This is a genomic window from Vibrio sp. MMG023 (assembly GCF_021654215.1).
Taxonomy (GTDB): domain Bacteria; phylum Pseudomonadota; class Gammaproteobacteria; order Enterobacterales; family Vibrionaceae; genus Vibrio; species Vibrio jasicida.
Genome location: NZ_JAKFZP010000005.1, coordinates 126,934 through 142,992 on the forward strand (window position 1 = coordinate 126,934; position 16,059 = coordinate 142,992).

Below are 16,059 nucleotides of genomic sequence, written 5' to 3' on the forward strand. Positions count from 1 at the left end.
AAAAAGCGCCAGCAGGTTTGGCTGCTGGCGCTTGGTCTTATTTAGGAAGGAATTCGATTGTTAATTACATTGACGCTTTTTTAGCTTCGGCAACCCAAGAATCAAACAGTTGTTGGTTGGCTTTGATCCAGCCATTAACGTGAGACTCGATGTCCGCCGCGCTATTTTTACCTTGGCTCATCATCATGTTTTGTGCGCTGACATCATTGATATTCAGCTTAACGATTTCGAACAGTTTTGCGGCAGAAGGGTTTTTTTCAGTGAAATCTTTGTTCGCCACGATTCGCATTGAGTTCATTTCAAACCCATAGTTTTTACCATTCTTAAGTGTGGTATCCACATCTTTACGTTCACCAGGTAGGGCAGAGAATGGGACTTCTAGCCAAACCACATCTTCGCCCGGAACGAGTACGCCACTTACCCAATAAGGTGTCCACGTGTAGTACAAGATCGGGTCGCCTTTCTTATAACGAGAAATAGTATCCGCAATGATTGCTGCGTAGTTACCTTGGTTGTGTGTGACCGTGTCACGAAGTTGGTAAGCATTAAGCTGCTCTTCAATTACCATTTCGCAGCCCCAACCAGGGTTACAACCAGTGAGGTCTGCTTTGCCATCGCCATTGGCGTCAAATAGTTTTGCTAGTTCAGGATCTTTAAGTTGACCAATGTTAGTGATGTTGTATTTTTCTGCGGTTTTTTTATCGATTAAGTAGCCTTGAGCCGCACCACTAACGTACTGGCCTTGGCGGTAGAATTTATCATCACCACCTGACATCGTGTATTTGTCTGCGTGCAAAGGGAACCAACCCACAGCTAAGAACGTAGCATCGCCTTTTGCGATCGAAGTGTAGCCAACGTTGTAATCGACTTCCTTAGTTGGTTGAACATCGTAGCCCAACGCTTCAAGCGCGCGGTTAACAATAAGAGTTTGAAACGTTTCTTCCGCAACCGTTGATTGAACTGGTTGAACTGAAACGCCTTTACCCGGTAAGTCATTCGCTAAAGCTTGAGTCGAAAACGCCATCGTTGCTAACGTTCCAGCTGTTAGCGCTTTCTTCCATGAATTAGTCATTTATGTTTCTCCTAAGTTTGAGATCAGGTTGGTTCGATTTGTTGGTCAGTTTTAAAAGGTAAGAAACTGGACCGGTGTGGTACCAACGTAACTTCGTGTTACCCGCGTTAGCGCCTAAAACTTGTGTGATACGGTCGAGTAGAATGGCAAGGATTACGATACCTAAACCGCCCACCGCTGCTAGCCCCATATCCAAACGTCCGATTCCACGTAATACCATTTGTCCCAACCCACCAACTGCGATCATAGAGGCAATTACCACCATAGAAAGGGAGAGCATCAGGGTTTGGTTTACGCCTGCCATAATAGTCGGTAGGGCAAGGGGAAGTTGAATGCGGTACAGCATTTGCTTTTTGCTGGCTCCAAATGAGTGTCCGGCTTCAATCAGCTCTTCTGGGACTTGTTGAATACCAAGAATGGTCAAGCGAACCACGGGAGGCAATGCAAAAATAATGGTGACCACCACGCCTGGTACGTTCCCGATGCCAAACAACATGACGATAGGTACCAAGTAGACAAAAGCAGGGGTGGTTTGCATTGCATCGAGTATGGGCCGTATGAACTTAGCGGCGGTGTTGTTTCTTGCCAGCCAGATACCAAGTGGTAATCCAATGATCAGACAGAAGAATACGGATGTCAGTACTAATGCCAAGGTCGTCATTGCTTGGGACCAAGCACCTATCAGCCCAATGAAGACTAATGAAGCGAATGTCGACATCCCCAAACGCAAATTAGAAAATTGCCATGCTAATAAAAAGAGAATGATGAGCATGAACGGGGCAGGTGTAGAGACGAGCGCCGTTTCAAATGAGGAGAGAATGAAATCAATGGGAACGCGAATTGCTTGAAAGACCGGACGTCCATGTTCGACGAGCCAATCTAACCCAGATTCTACCCAAGTATCCAAAGGAAGGACCGCATCTTGAAAGGGGTTCATGATATCAAAAGGGGCTTCTTCAACGGTTTCAGAATTCAACCAGTCTATACTTGACGTCGCTTCACTGCCTTGTGACCAAGGGTCACTTTGTTCTGTTGTGGCTGTTGACCACGGGTCGGTTTGTTCCGCTTCTGTCGTTGACCACGGATCGTTAGTGGTTTGTTCTGTTGACATGATGACTAATCCTTATCCAACGTTTGCAGAAGACGTGATTTTGTCACGACACCATAATAGTGGCCTTGCTCGTCGACAACTGGGACGGCATAAGGGACACCAGCGACGACACCAAGAATGTCGTTGATTGCTTGGTCTGGCTGGAGGGTGATTTCGTCGATCAATTGTGCACTGGCTAGTGAGCGATTTTCTTTGTGGGCAACGCGTAACGAATCAAGAGAAACAATGCCAGAATAGTGGCTGGATTTATCAATGACTATGCCGTAATCGCGGTCGTGATCCATTAATATCTGCATTGCAGACCCAGGACCATCATGTTCGGACTTCTTGAAAACAGCGGCTGGCTTTTTTCGAGCGATGTCTTTCACGGTCAGTACGTTTGCAACGTTAACACCTCGGAAAAAGGCTTCCACATAATCATTGGCAGGGTTATGAAGAATCTCATCTGGTGTACCGACTTGAACCACGTCGCCATTCTGCATGATGGCAATACGATCGCCGATTCGCATGGCTTCATCTAAATCGTGAGAGATGAAAACAATCGTACGTTTATCGTCATTTTGCAGTCGAATAAGTTCATCCTGCATTTCGGTTCGGATAAGTGGATCGAGCGCTGAAAAGGCTTCATCCATTAGGAGGATATCAGGGTCACACGCGAGAGCTCGAGCGAGGCCAACTCGTTGCTTCATTCCGCCAGACAACTCATCCGGATAGGATTCTGAGTAGGCATCAAGGCCAACGCGTTGTAAGGCTGACAACGCACTTTCTTGCCTGTCTTTGAGGTTCACACCGGCGAGTTCAAGGCCAAAAGCAGCGTTTTCAATCACCGTCATGTGAGGCATGAGCGCGAAGTTTTGAAAAACCATGGAAATGTTATTGCGGCGAACTTCTCTAAGTTCATCTTCAGAAATGTGGGCAATGTCTTTACCTTTTAGGTAAACGCTGCCTTTGGTTGGCTCAATTAAGCGATTGAGAAGACGAACGAGGGTGGATTTTCCTGAGCCAGATAGGCCCATAATGACAAAAATCTCACCTTCATTGATGGAAAGAGAGACATCGTTAACGCCAACCGTTAAACCTGTTTGTTCAAAAATACGATCTTTATCGATGCCTTTCTCAATCAGTGAGAATGCGCGATCAGGATCGTCACCAAACACCTTATACAGTCCCTTAACTTCCAGTATGGGATCCATGTAAATCATCCTTAATTTTGAATGTTTTGTAGTAAAACGTTTCGTACTCTAAGTAATGTTTGGGAAAATTTCAATGTTCGATAAAAGGTTTGTGTGGTGACGTTACACAAATTAGACATAAACAACTTAACCAATGATTTGGCTTTAAATGAAGTAAAAACAGTGCGTTATGTTTATTTGTAGTGCGTCGCAAAAGTGGGTGAAATGGCCTGTGAAATATTTTTGAATTTATTGTGGTTGATGAGTGACATTTTGATCCTAACGAAATCTTTCGTAAATAGGCCATTTTAGAATGTTTTAAGTTAGAGTTCGAACTAATGTGTTGGTGACATGTTCTGCTATTTGAGTCGATTCATACCATCACTGGATTTATTTATTGCCTGATTGAATGCTTGGTGATATTTATCGCTGAAGTTTAGGCAATGCATGGAATAAAGAATGGAAGCCGAGCAATTAGAAGTACTCAATTTCATTAGCCAATACCCTCCCTTTGATGACTTACCAGAGGCGCACCTGAAAAATATCGCAATGAACGCTGAAGTGGCTTACTACCGCGCAGGCTCAGATATTTTAAAGAAAGGTGACAATATTCGTGATCTGTATATGGTTCGCAGTGGCGTCGTCGAAATTTTCCGCCGCAAGGGGGAGCTGTATAACCGTATTGATGCTGGTGGTTTGTTTGGACAAATGGGGTTGTTGATGAATAACCGTGTCCGTATGCCAGCGAAAGCAATTGAAGATACATTGGTGTATTGCATCCCAGAGGGCATCTTCAACGAATTGTGTGATGAGTTTGAGAATTTCGCTGATTTCATGGAATTGGAAGACAGTGCAAGACTAAGAACCGTGGTTTCGAACCAGTCTGATGGCAACGATTTTACCACCGCAAAAGCGAGAAAGATTCTTAGCCGAGAGCCCGTAACCTTAGCTGCTACCGCGACCATTCAGGAAGCGGCAATACTGATGGCAGAAGAGGGCGTCACGGCATTGTTGATCGTGCGTCCAGAAGAAGAAATTACCGAAGATGATGATGACCAACTCTTAGGCATCTTGACCGACCGTGATTTGTGTATACGCGTTTTAGCTGAGGGTAGGGAGACCAACATACTCGTAAGTGAGGTGATGAGTTACGACGTCGTATCTCTTGATAACAGTGCGTATGTCTTCGAAGCCATGCTGACCATGTTGCGCTATAACGTGCACCACCTGCCAATCCTCAAAGACAAAAAACCGATTGGTGTACTCAGTATGACGGATATCGTCAGATACGAGTCGCAAAACAGTTTATTGCTTGTGAGTTCGATATTCCAACAGAACACGATCGAAGATCTTAAAGCGGTATCGAAACAAGTGAAAGACTGTTTTGTCCGTATGGTGAGTGAAGATGCGAACGCCCATATGGTCGGCCGAGCGATGTCGGTTATTGGCAGTAGCTTCAAGCAGCGTCTTGCTGAGTTAGCAGAACAAGAGCTTGGTCCAGCACCTATTCCGTATTGTTTGCTCGCAATGGGGTCCATGGCGCGTGATGAGCAATTGATCGTCACGGACCAAGATAACGCATTGATTCTCGATAACAGCTACGAACCGAGTGAGCATGGTCTGTACTTTGAGCAATTTGCTAAGTTTATTTGCGATGGGTTAGCAGAATGTGGTTACACCTACTGTTCTGGCGACATCATGGCAACTAACCCAGAATGGCGCAAAACGCGCTCAGAATGGGAAGCGTGTTTTGCTAACTGGATTGATGACCCAACACCGGAACGTCTGCTCAATAGCAGCATTTTCTTTGATCTATTAGGTGTGCATGGCCGAGTGAAGTGGGCAGAGCAATTAAGCGGATTCATTGTTCGCCGCGCGAAGAAGAACAACCGATTCCTCGCTTGTATGGCCTACAACGCAATTCGTCGAACACCACCTCTGGGTTTCTTTAAAGATTTTGTAATGGAGAAGGACGGCCGTCATCGAAACTCCATTAACTTGAAACGTCGCGGCACTGCACCGATGGCGGACTTGATTCGTGTCCATTCTCTTGCCATTGGCTCTCGCTCACAAAATTCATTCGAGCGTCTGGATGACATCAATAACGCTGGGATCTTGCCGAAAGGGCGAGGGATGGACTTGAAAGATGCCATGGAACTTATTTACATGGTACGTATTCGTCATCAGGCATTGGATATTGAAAATGGCGAAGAGCCGGACAACAACATCGAGCCTGAACATATGTCTGAGTTTGAGCGCCGTAATTTAAAAGCCGCCTTCCAGATTCTAAGTAACGCGCAAAACTTCATTAAGTTCCGCTATCAGAGAAGCAGTAAATGATGTGGTTTTTTAAACAACAGCAAGATGCACGTGATTTATTGGATACCAGCCAGACACCTGATTGGCCCGTTTTCTTTGAGCAACTTGCCACACAAGCGAAAGATGATCGATTAAAACGTTATTACTCTGCGCCTATTGTGAATGGTGATACGCCATTAAAAGAGGTACCTTTTGTCTCCGTCGATTTTGAGACCACGGGTTTAAATGCAGAAGAAGACGCCATTCTTACTATTGGTTTAGTTCCGTTTACTCTGGAACGAGTGCAATGCAGTGGCTCGCGTCATTGGGTGGTGAATCCAAATCGAGAATTGAATGAAGAATCGGTTGTGATTCATGGTATTACCGATTCAGAAGTGAAGAGTGCGCCGCAACTTAATCAAATCTTAGAGGCTATATTGGCAGAACTCTCAGGCAAGATTGTGGTGGTGCATTACAAAAATATTGAGCGTCAATTCTTTAACAATGCCTTGTTGAATAGCATAGGTGAGGGGATTCAATTCCCTGTTGTAGATACCTTGGATATTGAATACGCGATTCAGCGTCGTCAATGTGAAGGTTGGTTAAATAAGCTCAAAGGTAAAAAGCCGGGCTCGGTGCGTTTAGGGCACGCTCGTGAAAGATATCATCTGCCAGTATATCAACCTCATCATGCACTTACGGATGCACTTGCGACAGCGGAACTGCTACAAGCGCAACTGCAATACCATTTTGACGAGGACATGCGATTGTCTACGATTTGGCAATAACCACGCTGCAATTTAGCCATAAAAATAATTAGTCGTCCCGATAACGAAATGCAATGCGATATCGGGGCGTTTAACGTTAAAATTACACAGTAGAGTAACAATTCTAATAGCGGCGCAACGATCGCAATAAGCTTTGCAGCAAGTGGCGCGAAAAAGCCATCCCTTCGATTCCTACAACGATTTTTTTAATTTGGCCACGTATTTTAAGGAGATAAATCGTGAGCACTGACAACAATGGCGGTATACAGCGCCCCGACGGTAAGGTGAACCCGATCGATACTGATTACCAGATTGGTCAGGATAACGTCGCGTTAAAAGTCGGTCCTTTTGGACTTGATATTCACAACCGTGTATTTGCTATTTCAGGCATGTCGATCATCCTGTTCGTAGTGTTAACACTGACATTCAGACAACAAGTAGAACCGTTCTTTGCGGGTTTGCGTGGTTGGCTGGTATCAAACCTTGATTGGTTCTTCCTATCTGCGGGCAACGTGTTTGTCGTGGTGTGCTTGATCCTGATCGTCACGCCACTTGGTCGTGTTCGTATCGGTGGTACAGAAGCAACGCCAGATTATACGTATGCCGGTTGGCTTGCGATGCTATTCGCAGCTGGTATGGGTATCGGTTTGGTGTTCTTTGGTGTATCTGAGCCAATGTCTCACTTTAGTGCGGCACTAGGTGGTGTAAACGTTGAAAACGGCGTTCGTACTGACTGGGCTCCACTGGGTGCTGCAGAAGGGGACACCTCGGCTGCGTCTGCACTTGGTATGGCGGCAACGATTTACCACTGGGCTCTGCATCCATGGTCTATCTATGCACTGTTAGCTCTTGGTTTGGCGATTTTCTCGTTTAACAAAGGCTTGCCTCTAACGATGCGTTCCATTTTCTACCCTCTTTTTGGTGAGCGCGTTTGGGGCTGGACTGGTCACGTGATCGATATTCTTGCCGTAGTTGCAACGGTATTTGGTCTAGCGACTTCTCTTGGTTACGGTGCATCGCAAGCGGCAACAGGTCTTAACTTCCTGTTCGGTATCCCAATGACAGACACCACGCAAGTTGTGTTGATCATTATCATCACGGCACTTGCATTGATCTCTGTGGTTGCGGGCCTAGATAGTGGTGTTAAGCGTCTGTCTGAAATCAACATGGGTTTAGCGGCTCTATTACTATTGTTCGTGATCATTGTTGGTCCAACTATGGCGATTATGACGGGCTTCTTTGACAACATTGGTGCTTACCTAGCGAATATCCCGGCATTGTCGATGCCGTTTGGTCGTGAAGACGTGAACTACTCGCAAGGTTGGACTGCGTTCTACTGGGCATGGTGGATTTCATGGTCACCATTCGTAGGTATGTTTATTGCGCGCGTATCTCGTGGTCGTTCTGTTCGTGAGTTTATCGTGTGTGTAATTTTGATCCCATCTACAGTGTGTGTGTTATGGATGACCGCATTCGGCGGAACGGCGATCAGCCAATACGTGAACGATGGTTACCAAGCAGTATTTGATGCAGAACTGCCTCTTAAACTGTTCGCTATGTTAGACGTGATGCCACTTTCTCAGATCACTTCTATCGTGGGTATCATCCTAGTAGTCGTATTCTTCATTACGTCAGCTGACTCTGGCTCTTTGGTTATCGATACGATTGCCGCGGGCGGTAAAGTGGATGCGCCAACACCACAACGTGTGTTCTGGTGCACATTCGAAGGCTTGGTAGCAATTGCACTGATGCTTGGTGGCGGTCTAGCAGCGGCACAGGCGATGGCGGTAACAACGGGCTTGCCATTCACAATCGTACTTCTTGTGGCGACAGTGTCTTTGGTGAAAGGCCTAATGGATGAGCCTCGTCCAAAATCTAAATCAGCGAAAAAAGCGAAAGCGTAACGCGAATCTTTTCTCTGATAAATTTCAATAAAAAACGGCATGCTTGGGCGTGCCGTTTTCTTTTCTTATGCTTTATTTCTTTTTCTCACCCAATCTGTTGCATTAATACCGAATGGAAGGATTTCTTACGGTTGTAATCATTTCTTTGGGTGGGCTGCTGACGAATAGTGACGCTGTATCGTCTAATTTCTTACGTTGTCCTATAAATACATTAGAGCTCAAACTAATTTTCATTTCACCCTCAACCACTAATGATGTGACATTGATCGACTTAATGACGATTAATCTCTTGTTTATTTGATTTTTAGCTACGAGAGATGCCCATAATAAAAAGGAAATTTAATTAGAACACGAAGGATATGTATCTACACATGATCACATCAGCTCCTTGGGTGATGTATCCAGAAATTGGAGAAGACCCAAGCAAAAAATGGATTTTTCGTGAGCCAGAAGTGTCGGATGGTGACAACGTCTACAGCTTGATAGCAGATTGTCCACCACTCGATATGAACTCTTCATATTGCAATTTTCTTCAGTCTACGCACTTCAGCAAAACCTGTATTTTGGTTGAGCATAAAGGCGAGCTCGCAGGGTTTATCTCTGGTTATCAAAAGCCAGATGAACCTAATGTGTTGTTCGTCTGGCAGGTCGCCGTCGCTCCTCGTTTTAGAGGCAAGGGTTTGGCTTTTCAAATGCTCGACAATTTATTAAAGCGAGAAGGGCTTGAAGGCATCGACACCGTCGAAACCACAATTACTAAATCTAATGAGGCATCTTGGGCACTATTTAAAAAACTCGATGCTCAAAATAGTAATGCTGGCGAGGTGACCACTTTCTTGGACGAAAAAGATCATTTCAAGGGCAAACACGATACGGAATACCTGTATCGCATTCCCCTCAATTAACTCCCACCCAATAGGAATCAAATAACGGTCTCATCATGGATATTTTCAAAAAGCAGGAATCCAACGTACGTTCATACTCAAACAGTTTCCCGGTTGTCTTTCGCAAAGCAAAAGGTTCCTGGCTAGAAACAGAACAAGGCGAACGTTACCTCGATTTCCTTGCTGGAGCGGGATCTCTAAATTACGGTCATAACAATCCAGTACTCAAGCAAGCGCTCCTTGATTACATTGAAATGGATGGCATTACACACGGCTTAGACATGCACTCAGAAGCAAAAGCCGCTTTTCTTGAAGCCTTGAATAAGTACATTCTTGAACCAAGAGCGCTTGATTACAAAGTTCAATTCACTGGCCCAACGGGAACCAACGCCGTTGAAGCCGCCATTAAATTGGCAAAGAAAGTGAAAGGGCGCAGTAGTATCGTAGCTTTCACCAACGGTTTTCACGGTTGTACGGCGGGTGCGTTAGCGGCAACGGGTAACCAACATCATCGCCAAGGCGCAGGCTCTAGTCTTAACAACGTCACACGTATTCCTTTCGAAGGTTATGCTGATATTGATGGTCTCAAACTGTTTGAAACCATGTTGACCGATAACTCGGCGGGTATGGATAAGCCAGCGGCAGTACTGCTAGAAACCGTGCAAGGTGAAGGTGGTCTAAATGTGGCATCCAACGCGTGGCTGCAGCGGTTAAGTAAGTTGTGTAAAGCACACGATATCTTATTGATTGTTGACGATATCCAAGCAGGGTGCGGCAGAACAGGTACATTCTTCAGCTTTGAGCCATCGGGTATCAAGCCAGATATGGTGACTCTGTCTAAATCCATTAGTGGTTATGGTCTACCAATGGCTATTGTGCTCTTAAAGCCAGAACTTGATCAGTGGAAACCAGGCGAGCATAACGGCACATTCCGAGGAAATAACCACGCGTTTGTGACTGCCACGAAAGCACTCGAGGCTTACTGGTCAAACGATAACTTCGAAACGCACATTAAGCGTTGCTCAAGCATGGTTAATGAAGTTATTCAACGTTCGGTTCAACGATTCCCTGAGTTGTTTGTACAGCGCAAAGGCCGCGGCATGATGATCGGAATTGAATGTAAGAACGGTCAAATCTCAGGCGATATTGCTAAAACCTGTTTCGACAATGGCATGGTGATTGAAACTGCAGGACCAAATGATGAAGTTGTGAAGTTCTTCTGTCCATTGACCATTTCAGAATCCGAACTTACGCAAGGGCTGAATATCTTCGAGGGTTCAGTCGAAGCCATCGCAAGCAAACATTTCAAACAAGCATCATAGCAAGGAAAGAATTATGATCGTTAGAACACTCGATGAGTGTCGCAATAGCGAAAGACGTGTTGTGTCGGATAACTGGGAAAGCGTACGTATGTTATTGAAAGATGACAACATGGGCTTCTCATTCCATATCACGACGATATACGAAGGAACAGAAACGCACATCCATTATCAGAACCATCTCGAGTCGGTATTTTGCATGAGTGGAGAAGGGGAAATAGAAGTCGTAGGTGGCGAAACCTATCCAATTAAACCCGGCACACTGTACATCCTTGATAAGCATGACGAACATTATCTTCGTGCATACAAAAACAAAGAAATGGTGATGGCATGCGTGTTTAACCCACCAATTACAGGTGCGGAAGTGCACGATGAGAACGGTGTTTACCCTCTGGTTGACTAACCTAACTCTATAAACATTTGAAATGGGGTGAAGCTTCACCCCATTTTCTTTTCCTTTCTTTCACATTACCAATCATTAAGGCCCTCTCATGACATTTACCGTAGAAAAGATCGGCGGTACTTCGATGACAGCATTCGATGCTGTGCTTGATAACATTCTCCTTCGTCCACAAAACCCTTATAACCGTATTTTTGTCGTTTCTGCCTACGGTGGTATGACGGATGCATTACTGGAATGCAAAAAAACCAGCAAGCCAGGCGTCTATCAATTGATTGCCAAGCGAGATGAAGCATGGGAGGAGGCGTTAGATTATGTTGAAAGTCGAATGCTACTGACCAATGAACATATCTTTGCTGACCCAATGAATAGAATGCGTGCGGATAAATTCATCCGTTCTCGCATCGCAGAAGCTAAAAACTGTGTCACCAACATTCTTGAAACTTGTCAGTATGGTCAATTTTCTCTACGTCATTATTTGCCTCAAATTCGTGAATTTCTTTCCTCGATAGGTGAAGCACACAGTGCCTATAACACGACTTTGAAATTGAAAAATATCGGCATTAACGCAAAGTTTGTCGATCTTTCTGGTTGGGATAACCAAACACCCAAAACACTGGATGAATCTATCTCTGATGCCTTTGCTGAGATTGATGTTACTCAAGAATTGCCAATTGTCACAGGGTATGCCTACTGCAAAGAAGGTTTAATGCACACCTATGATCGCGGTTACAGTGAGATGACGTTCAGTCGCATCGCTGCCATGACTAAAGCTGATCTGGCGATTATCCATAAGGAATACCATTTAAGTTCCGCCGATCCGCGAGTGGTTGGTGTCAATAACGTTAACCCTATAGGCTCGACCAACTATGATGTGGCTGATCAACTGGCAAACTTAGGGATGGAAGCCATCCATCCCAATGCTGCAGCGGGTCTACGTGAGAGCGGTATTGAGTTACAAATAAAGAACACGTTTGAGCCTGAGCACCAAGGAACGTTAATCTCAGCAGATTATCGCCCAGAGAATGATCGTATTGAGATTATTGCAGGTAAACAAAAGGTGTTTGCACTTCATTTGTTTGACCAAGCGATGGTAGGCAAAGTGGATAATGTCAGTTACGAACTGATGGAAATCATTGCGGACGCTCGCGTTAATCTGATTGGGAAGGAGATGAACGCAAACTCAATCACTTATTACCTAGGTGGCAGCATTGATAGTTTAAACAAAGTGCTCTACAAGGCTGAAAAGCGCCACCCTAAAGCATCAATTACAGGAAAAATGGTCGCGTTGATCTCCGCGATTGGTTCTCAGATTGACACTAATAAAACTTTAGCGAAAGGCGTGCTAGCGCTGATGAACAGTGGTGTAACACCGATCGCGCTCCATTCATCAATGAGAAACGTAAATGTACAGTTTGTGGTCAGTGATGGCGAGTATAAACAAGCGATTTGTGCACTGCACGAAGAGTTCTTTGAGCAAGGCAGTACAATGAAAAAATCGGTGAGCGTTGCTTAAAGCGTTTAGTTGGTAATGGAAATAGTAAAGGAGCCAATTGTGGCTCCTTTGCGTTTCTTATCGAACAATTTAGATATTCGGGCGAGCAGTCTCGTTAGTGGATGGCGGTAAGTGAGGCAACGTCACTTCCGGTTGATCACCCGTTAGAGAACGTAAGAACTCAGTGATTTTTCCAGACTCTTCCTTCGTCAGCTTTTGGCCAAGTTGTAAATCAGCCATCATCGACACCGCTTCTTCTAACTCCCAAACTGAGCCATCATGGAAGTAAGGGTAGGTCAGTTCAACATTTCTGAGTGTCGGTACTTTGAAGACAAACTTATCGAAATCATTACCCGTGATCGCTTTACGTCCCACATCTGGGTTATCCGTTGCGAACGGCTTCACTAAGCCCATTTTTTGGTACATTTGACCACCAGCGAGAGGGCCGCTGTGACACGCTGTACAACCTTTCGCTTTGAATAAGTTGTAACCCTCGACCTGTGCGGTAGTGAGTGCATTATCGTCGCCTTTTAACCAAAGATCGAATGGCGCGTTTGGTGTACGCAAGGTTTGTTCGAACGTTGCAATCGCATCGGTGACGTTATCAATATCTATGGTCTCAGTCCCATACGCCTCTTTAAACCAGTCGCGATATTGTGGAATCGACTTGAGCGTGTCGATCGCAAGCTGGTGGCTAAAGGCCATTTCGAGTGGGTTTTCTATAGGGCCAGCCGCTTGTTCTTGCAAATCTTTTGCGCGCCCGTTCCAGAACTGAACAAAGTTCAAATCTGAGTTAAACACCGTCGGTGAGTTGATAGGACCAATGGCCCATTTATGACCAATGGAGCTTGGTAGGTTATCGACGCCACCTTTTGCGATGTTATGGCAAGAGTTACAAGAAATGGTGTTGGAGGCGGATAAACGAGGTTCAAACCACAACGTTTTACCCAGTTCTACTTTCTTAGCATCAAGGCCAGAAATAGGCTCAATGACCTTGATTGGCTCTGCAGATTGGCGCTCTGCATAGGCACCGAAAGATAGGACTGACAAGACGCTCACTGCTATAAGAGTTTTCATAATAACTTCCTTTTTAAGTGATTTTTCACTCTCACTAGGGCGGCGTACTTCTTATTGGTACGCTCTGGAAGTCACGTTATAGCAATCGTTTTATTCGATAAAATGCAAAAAATCGATGGTTTTTATGGCAAAAAACGATGTTAAAAACGCACAAACTTTGCACGATTTGATTTTGCTAGCTTCCCAAGCAGTTGGTCACCTTTCATTTACAAATATGCAAAGAATATAAACGACAGGTTCGTTGATTTAGGTCAATTATGCAATCAAATGAACCTTAGTAGGTGAAAAACCTAGAATGAAAGAAAAGTGAAGTCTTTATTGCGTAAATTATCGGTAGTGGGAGGGTATGTAACAGGTAATATGTCAGGTGTGTAGAATTATTCTATTTTAGGGATTTTGCTCTAAGTCTAAATGAATCTTTGCATTTCAATTTCAATAAAGCTTGGTTATTGATCATGTTTCTGAGTGTGTGAATTATTATCAATTACGCATCTGGTTGCGCATTGTTCTAGGTTGAATCGTGTAACGTCACTGCAGCACGTATTGAGCGTATTACGCTGATTGTCTGTGTTTTCGTGTTGACAGTTTGGTACTAGGTAAAAATCAACAACACTATGATTTCAAGGAACATTTTATGTCAAAGAAACTACTTATTTGTTGTATAACCTCGGCACTCTGTTTTCATTCTGCTTCCGTTTACTCTCAATCAACGGATCTGCCAGGTGCTTCTGATTTACAACAAGCCCCTGCAGCGTTGATGCTCGCTCCGGACGATGTTGCCATCGCTGATCGTTACATTGTGGTCTTTAAACAGCCACAAATGATACCGAGCGATTCTCCTGATTTTCAGCAGTCCACACAGCAATCCGTGGACAGTATGTCCGGCTTATATTCAATACAGGTAGAATCCGTATTTGATCGCTCAATTAGCGGGTTTGTTGCCACGTTGAATACAAATCAGCTGGACGAACTGCGTGCTGATCCGAGAGTAGACTATATCGAACAAGATAAAATGCTAACGCTTGAACCGATAGTCTCGGTAGAAGCGAACCAAAGCAATGCGATTTGGGGCCTTGATCGAATTGATCAGCGCAGCCTACCGCTTGATAGCAATTACAACGCCAACTTTGATGGCACTGGGGTAACGGCTTATGTCATCGATACAGGTGTGAACAATTCACACGTCGAGTTTGGTGGTCGCTCGGTTTCAGGGTATGACTTTGTCAACAACGATGCAGATGCAAGTGACTGTAATGGACACGGCACACACGTTGCGGGCACCATTGGCGGCAGCCAGTATGGTGTGGCAAAGAACGTGAATATTGTTGGTGTAAGAGTGCTTAGCTGTTCTGGCTCAGGTTCGACATCCGGTGTCATTGCCGGGGTGGACTGGGTGGCGGCTAACGCTTCAGGGCCTTCAGTCGCCAACATGAGTTTAGGTGGCGGCCAATCTGTCGCTCTCGATAGCGCGGTGCAAAGTGCAGTTCAGTCTGGCGTGAGCTTTATGCTGGCTGCTGGCAATTCTAATGCGGACGCTTGTAACTATTCACCTGCTCGTGTTGCTTCTGGCGTTACTGTTGGTTCCACTACGAGCTCAGATTCACGCTCGAGCTTTTCAAACTGGGGTAGCTGTGTCGATGTATTTGCACCGGGCTCGCAAATCAAATCTGCTTGGTATGATGGTGGCTACAAAACCATCAGTGGCACCTCAATGGCAACGCCACATGTAGCCGGTGTTGCAGCGCTATATCTTCAAGAAAACAGTGCATTATCACCAAGCCAGCTAGAGGCTCTGATTGCTGAACGAGCATCCAATGGAAAAGTCTCAGACACTCGCGGAAGCGTAAACAAGCTGCTCTATAGCTTGTCAGATTCTGACTGTGGTCAAGATTGTGGTGGTACAAATCCAACACCGGATCCTGAGGGCAAGCTAACCTCTGGTTTACCAGTGAATGGCTTGAGCGGCGCAACAGGTGCGATGGACTATTTCTATGCTGACCTAGAGGCAGGCCAACGTCTAACTGTTCAAACCATTGGTGGAAATGGGGATGCTGACCTCTACGTACGCTTTGGCTCGAAACCAACACGCAATAACTGGGATTGCAGACCATACAAATACGGTAACAACGAGACATGCACAGTGACCGCACCGCAGAGCGGTCGGTACCACATCATGATTTACGCATATTCTAGCTACAGCGGTATGACCATTCAGGCGAACTACTAACTTACAACACCAAGCCCACTTTACGGTGGGCTTAGTTTTTGAAAGCTCTATGTTTGAGCCTATTCAAATACATTTGTTTGTCGTTCTAAAGGGGTAACTAGATGGGAGTAGCTGTCGCTATAAATAATATTGAATTTGAATTTGAATTTGAATTATGGATAGAGATGTAAACGTCTGCCGTTGTATTCACCAAAGCAGGGGGGGGAATTTAGCGAATAGCTAAGATAACTCGAAATAGGAGAGGGCTGATATGAGTCCCTTTTTATTTTTTCCGTTGTTTAAATTTTGTGAATAAATAACGCCATAATTCATTCTTTCTGTGAATTAATTAAA

12 protein-coding genes are annotated in these 16,059 nt (G+C 44.9%); 8 read left to right on the forward strand and 4 right to left on the reverse strand.

Annotated features, from left to right (window positions below):
- Positions 1 to 64: 64 nt before the first annotated feature.
- From proX to proV, 3 genes are read right to left on the reverse strand one after another with little or no spacing between them, the layout of a single operon-like run.
- Positions 65 to 1,072, reverse strand: coding sequence for a glycine betaine/L-proline ABC transporter substrate-binding protein ProX (proX, locus tag L1076_RS17195; protein WP_038872393.1), 1,008 nt, complete (start codon positions 1,070 to 1,072; stop codon positions 65 to 67).
- The gene (gene proW, locus L1076_RS17200; RefSeq protein WP_038878621.1) at positions 1,065 to 2,183 is read right to left on the reverse strand and encodes a glycine betaine/L-proline ABC transporter permease ProW; all 1,119 of its coding nucleotides are present in this window, start codon (positions 2,181 to 2,183) and stop codon (positions 1,065 to 1,067) included. Before proW ends, proX begins: the two co-directional genes overlap by 8 nt.
- 5 nt (positions 2,184 to 2,188) lie before the next feature.
- Complete coding sequence (gene proV, locus L1076_RS17205; RefSeq protein WP_038872399.1) at positions 2,189 to 3,376, reverse strand: glycine betaine/L-proline ABC transporter ATP-binding protein ProV; 1,188 nt, start codon at positions 3,374 to 3,376, stop codon at positions 2,189 to 2,191.
- 438 nt (positions 3,377 to 3,814) lie between these two features.
- Here proV and L1076_RS17210 point away from each other — a divergent pair, with 438 nt between their 5' ends.
- The 7 genes from L1076_RS17210 to L1076_RS17240 all read left to right on the forward strand — a co-directional run bounded on the left by L1076_RS17210 (position 3,815) and on the right by L1076_RS17240 (position 12,443).
- Positions 3,815 to 5,695 carry a DUF294 nucleotidyltransferase-like domain-containing protein gene (locus tag L1076_RS17210; RefSeq protein ID WP_237304127.1) on the forward strand — a complete coding sequence of 627 codons (1,881 nt, stop codon included), beginning with the start codon at positions 3,815 to 3,817 and terminating at the stop codon, positions 5,693 to 5,695.
- Positions 5,692 to 6,441 (forward strand): 3'-5' exonuclease, encoded by a 750-nt coding sequence (locus tag L1076_RS17215; RefSeq protein WP_038872403.1) that lies wholly within the window; start codon positions 5,692 to 5,694, stop codon positions 6,439 to 6,441. The genes L1076_RS17210 and L1076_RS17215 overlap by 4 nt, the downstream gene beginning before the upstream one ends.
- Positions 6,442 to 6,659: 218 nt before the next feature.
- Positions 6,660 to 8,324 (forward strand): BCCT family transporter, encoded by a 1,665-nt coding sequence (locus L1076_RS17220; RefSeq protein ID WP_038878616.1) that lies wholly within the window; start codon positions 6,660 to 6,662, stop codon positions 8,322 to 8,324.
- A gap of 371 nt (positions 8,325 to 8,695) precedes the next feature.
- Positions 8,696 to 9,229, forward strand: a complete 534-nt coding sequence (gene ectA, locus L1076_RS17225) for a diaminobutyrate acetyltransferase (RefSeq protein WP_038872407.1) — start codon at positions 8,696 to 8,698, stop codon at positions 9,227 to 9,229.
- A 35-nt stretch (positions 9,230 to 9,264) separates the two neighbouring features.
- On the forward strand, positions 9,265 to 10,530 hold the full coding sequence (ectB, locus tag L1076_RS17230; protein WP_237304128.1) for a diaminobutyrate--2-oxoglutarate transaminase: 1,266 nt from the start codon (positions 9,265 to 9,267) through the stop codon (positions 10,528 to 10,530).
- Positions 10,531 to 10,543: 13 nt separating this feature from the next.
- Positions 10,544 to 10,930: an ectoine synthase gene (locus tag L1076_RS17235; protein ID WP_005393369.1), complete on the forward strand. Its 387-nt coding sequence runs from the start codon at positions 10,544 to 10,546 to the stop codon at positions 10,928 to 10,930.
- Positions 10,931 to 11,018: 88 nt separating this feature from the next.
- Complete coding sequence (locus L1076_RS17240) at positions 11,019 to 12,443, forward strand: aspartate kinase (RefSeq protein WP_237304129.1); 1,425 nt, start codon at positions 11,019 to 11,021, stop codon at positions 12,441 to 12,443.
- 69 nt (positions 12,444 to 12,512) lie between these two features.
- On the opposite strand, the gene L1076_RS17245 is transcribed toward L1076_RS17240, so the two are convergent.
- The gene (locus L1076_RS17245; protein ID WP_237304130.1) at positions 12,513 to 13,499 is read right to left on the reverse strand and encodes a cytochrome-c peroxidase; all 987 of its coding nucleotides are present in this window, start codon (positions 13,497 to 13,499) and stop codon (positions 12,513 to 12,515) included.
- Positions 13,500 to 14,133: 634 nt separating this feature from the next.
- Here L1076_RS17245 and L1076_RS17250 point away from each other — a divergent pair.
- Positions 14,134 to 15,726 (forward strand): S8 family peptidase, encoded by a 1,593-nt coding sequence (locus L1076_RS17250; protein WP_237304131.1) that lies wholly within the window; start codon positions 14,134 to 14,136, stop codon positions 15,724 to 15,726.
- The last annotated feature ends 333 nt before the right edge of the window (positions 15,727 to 16,059 follow it).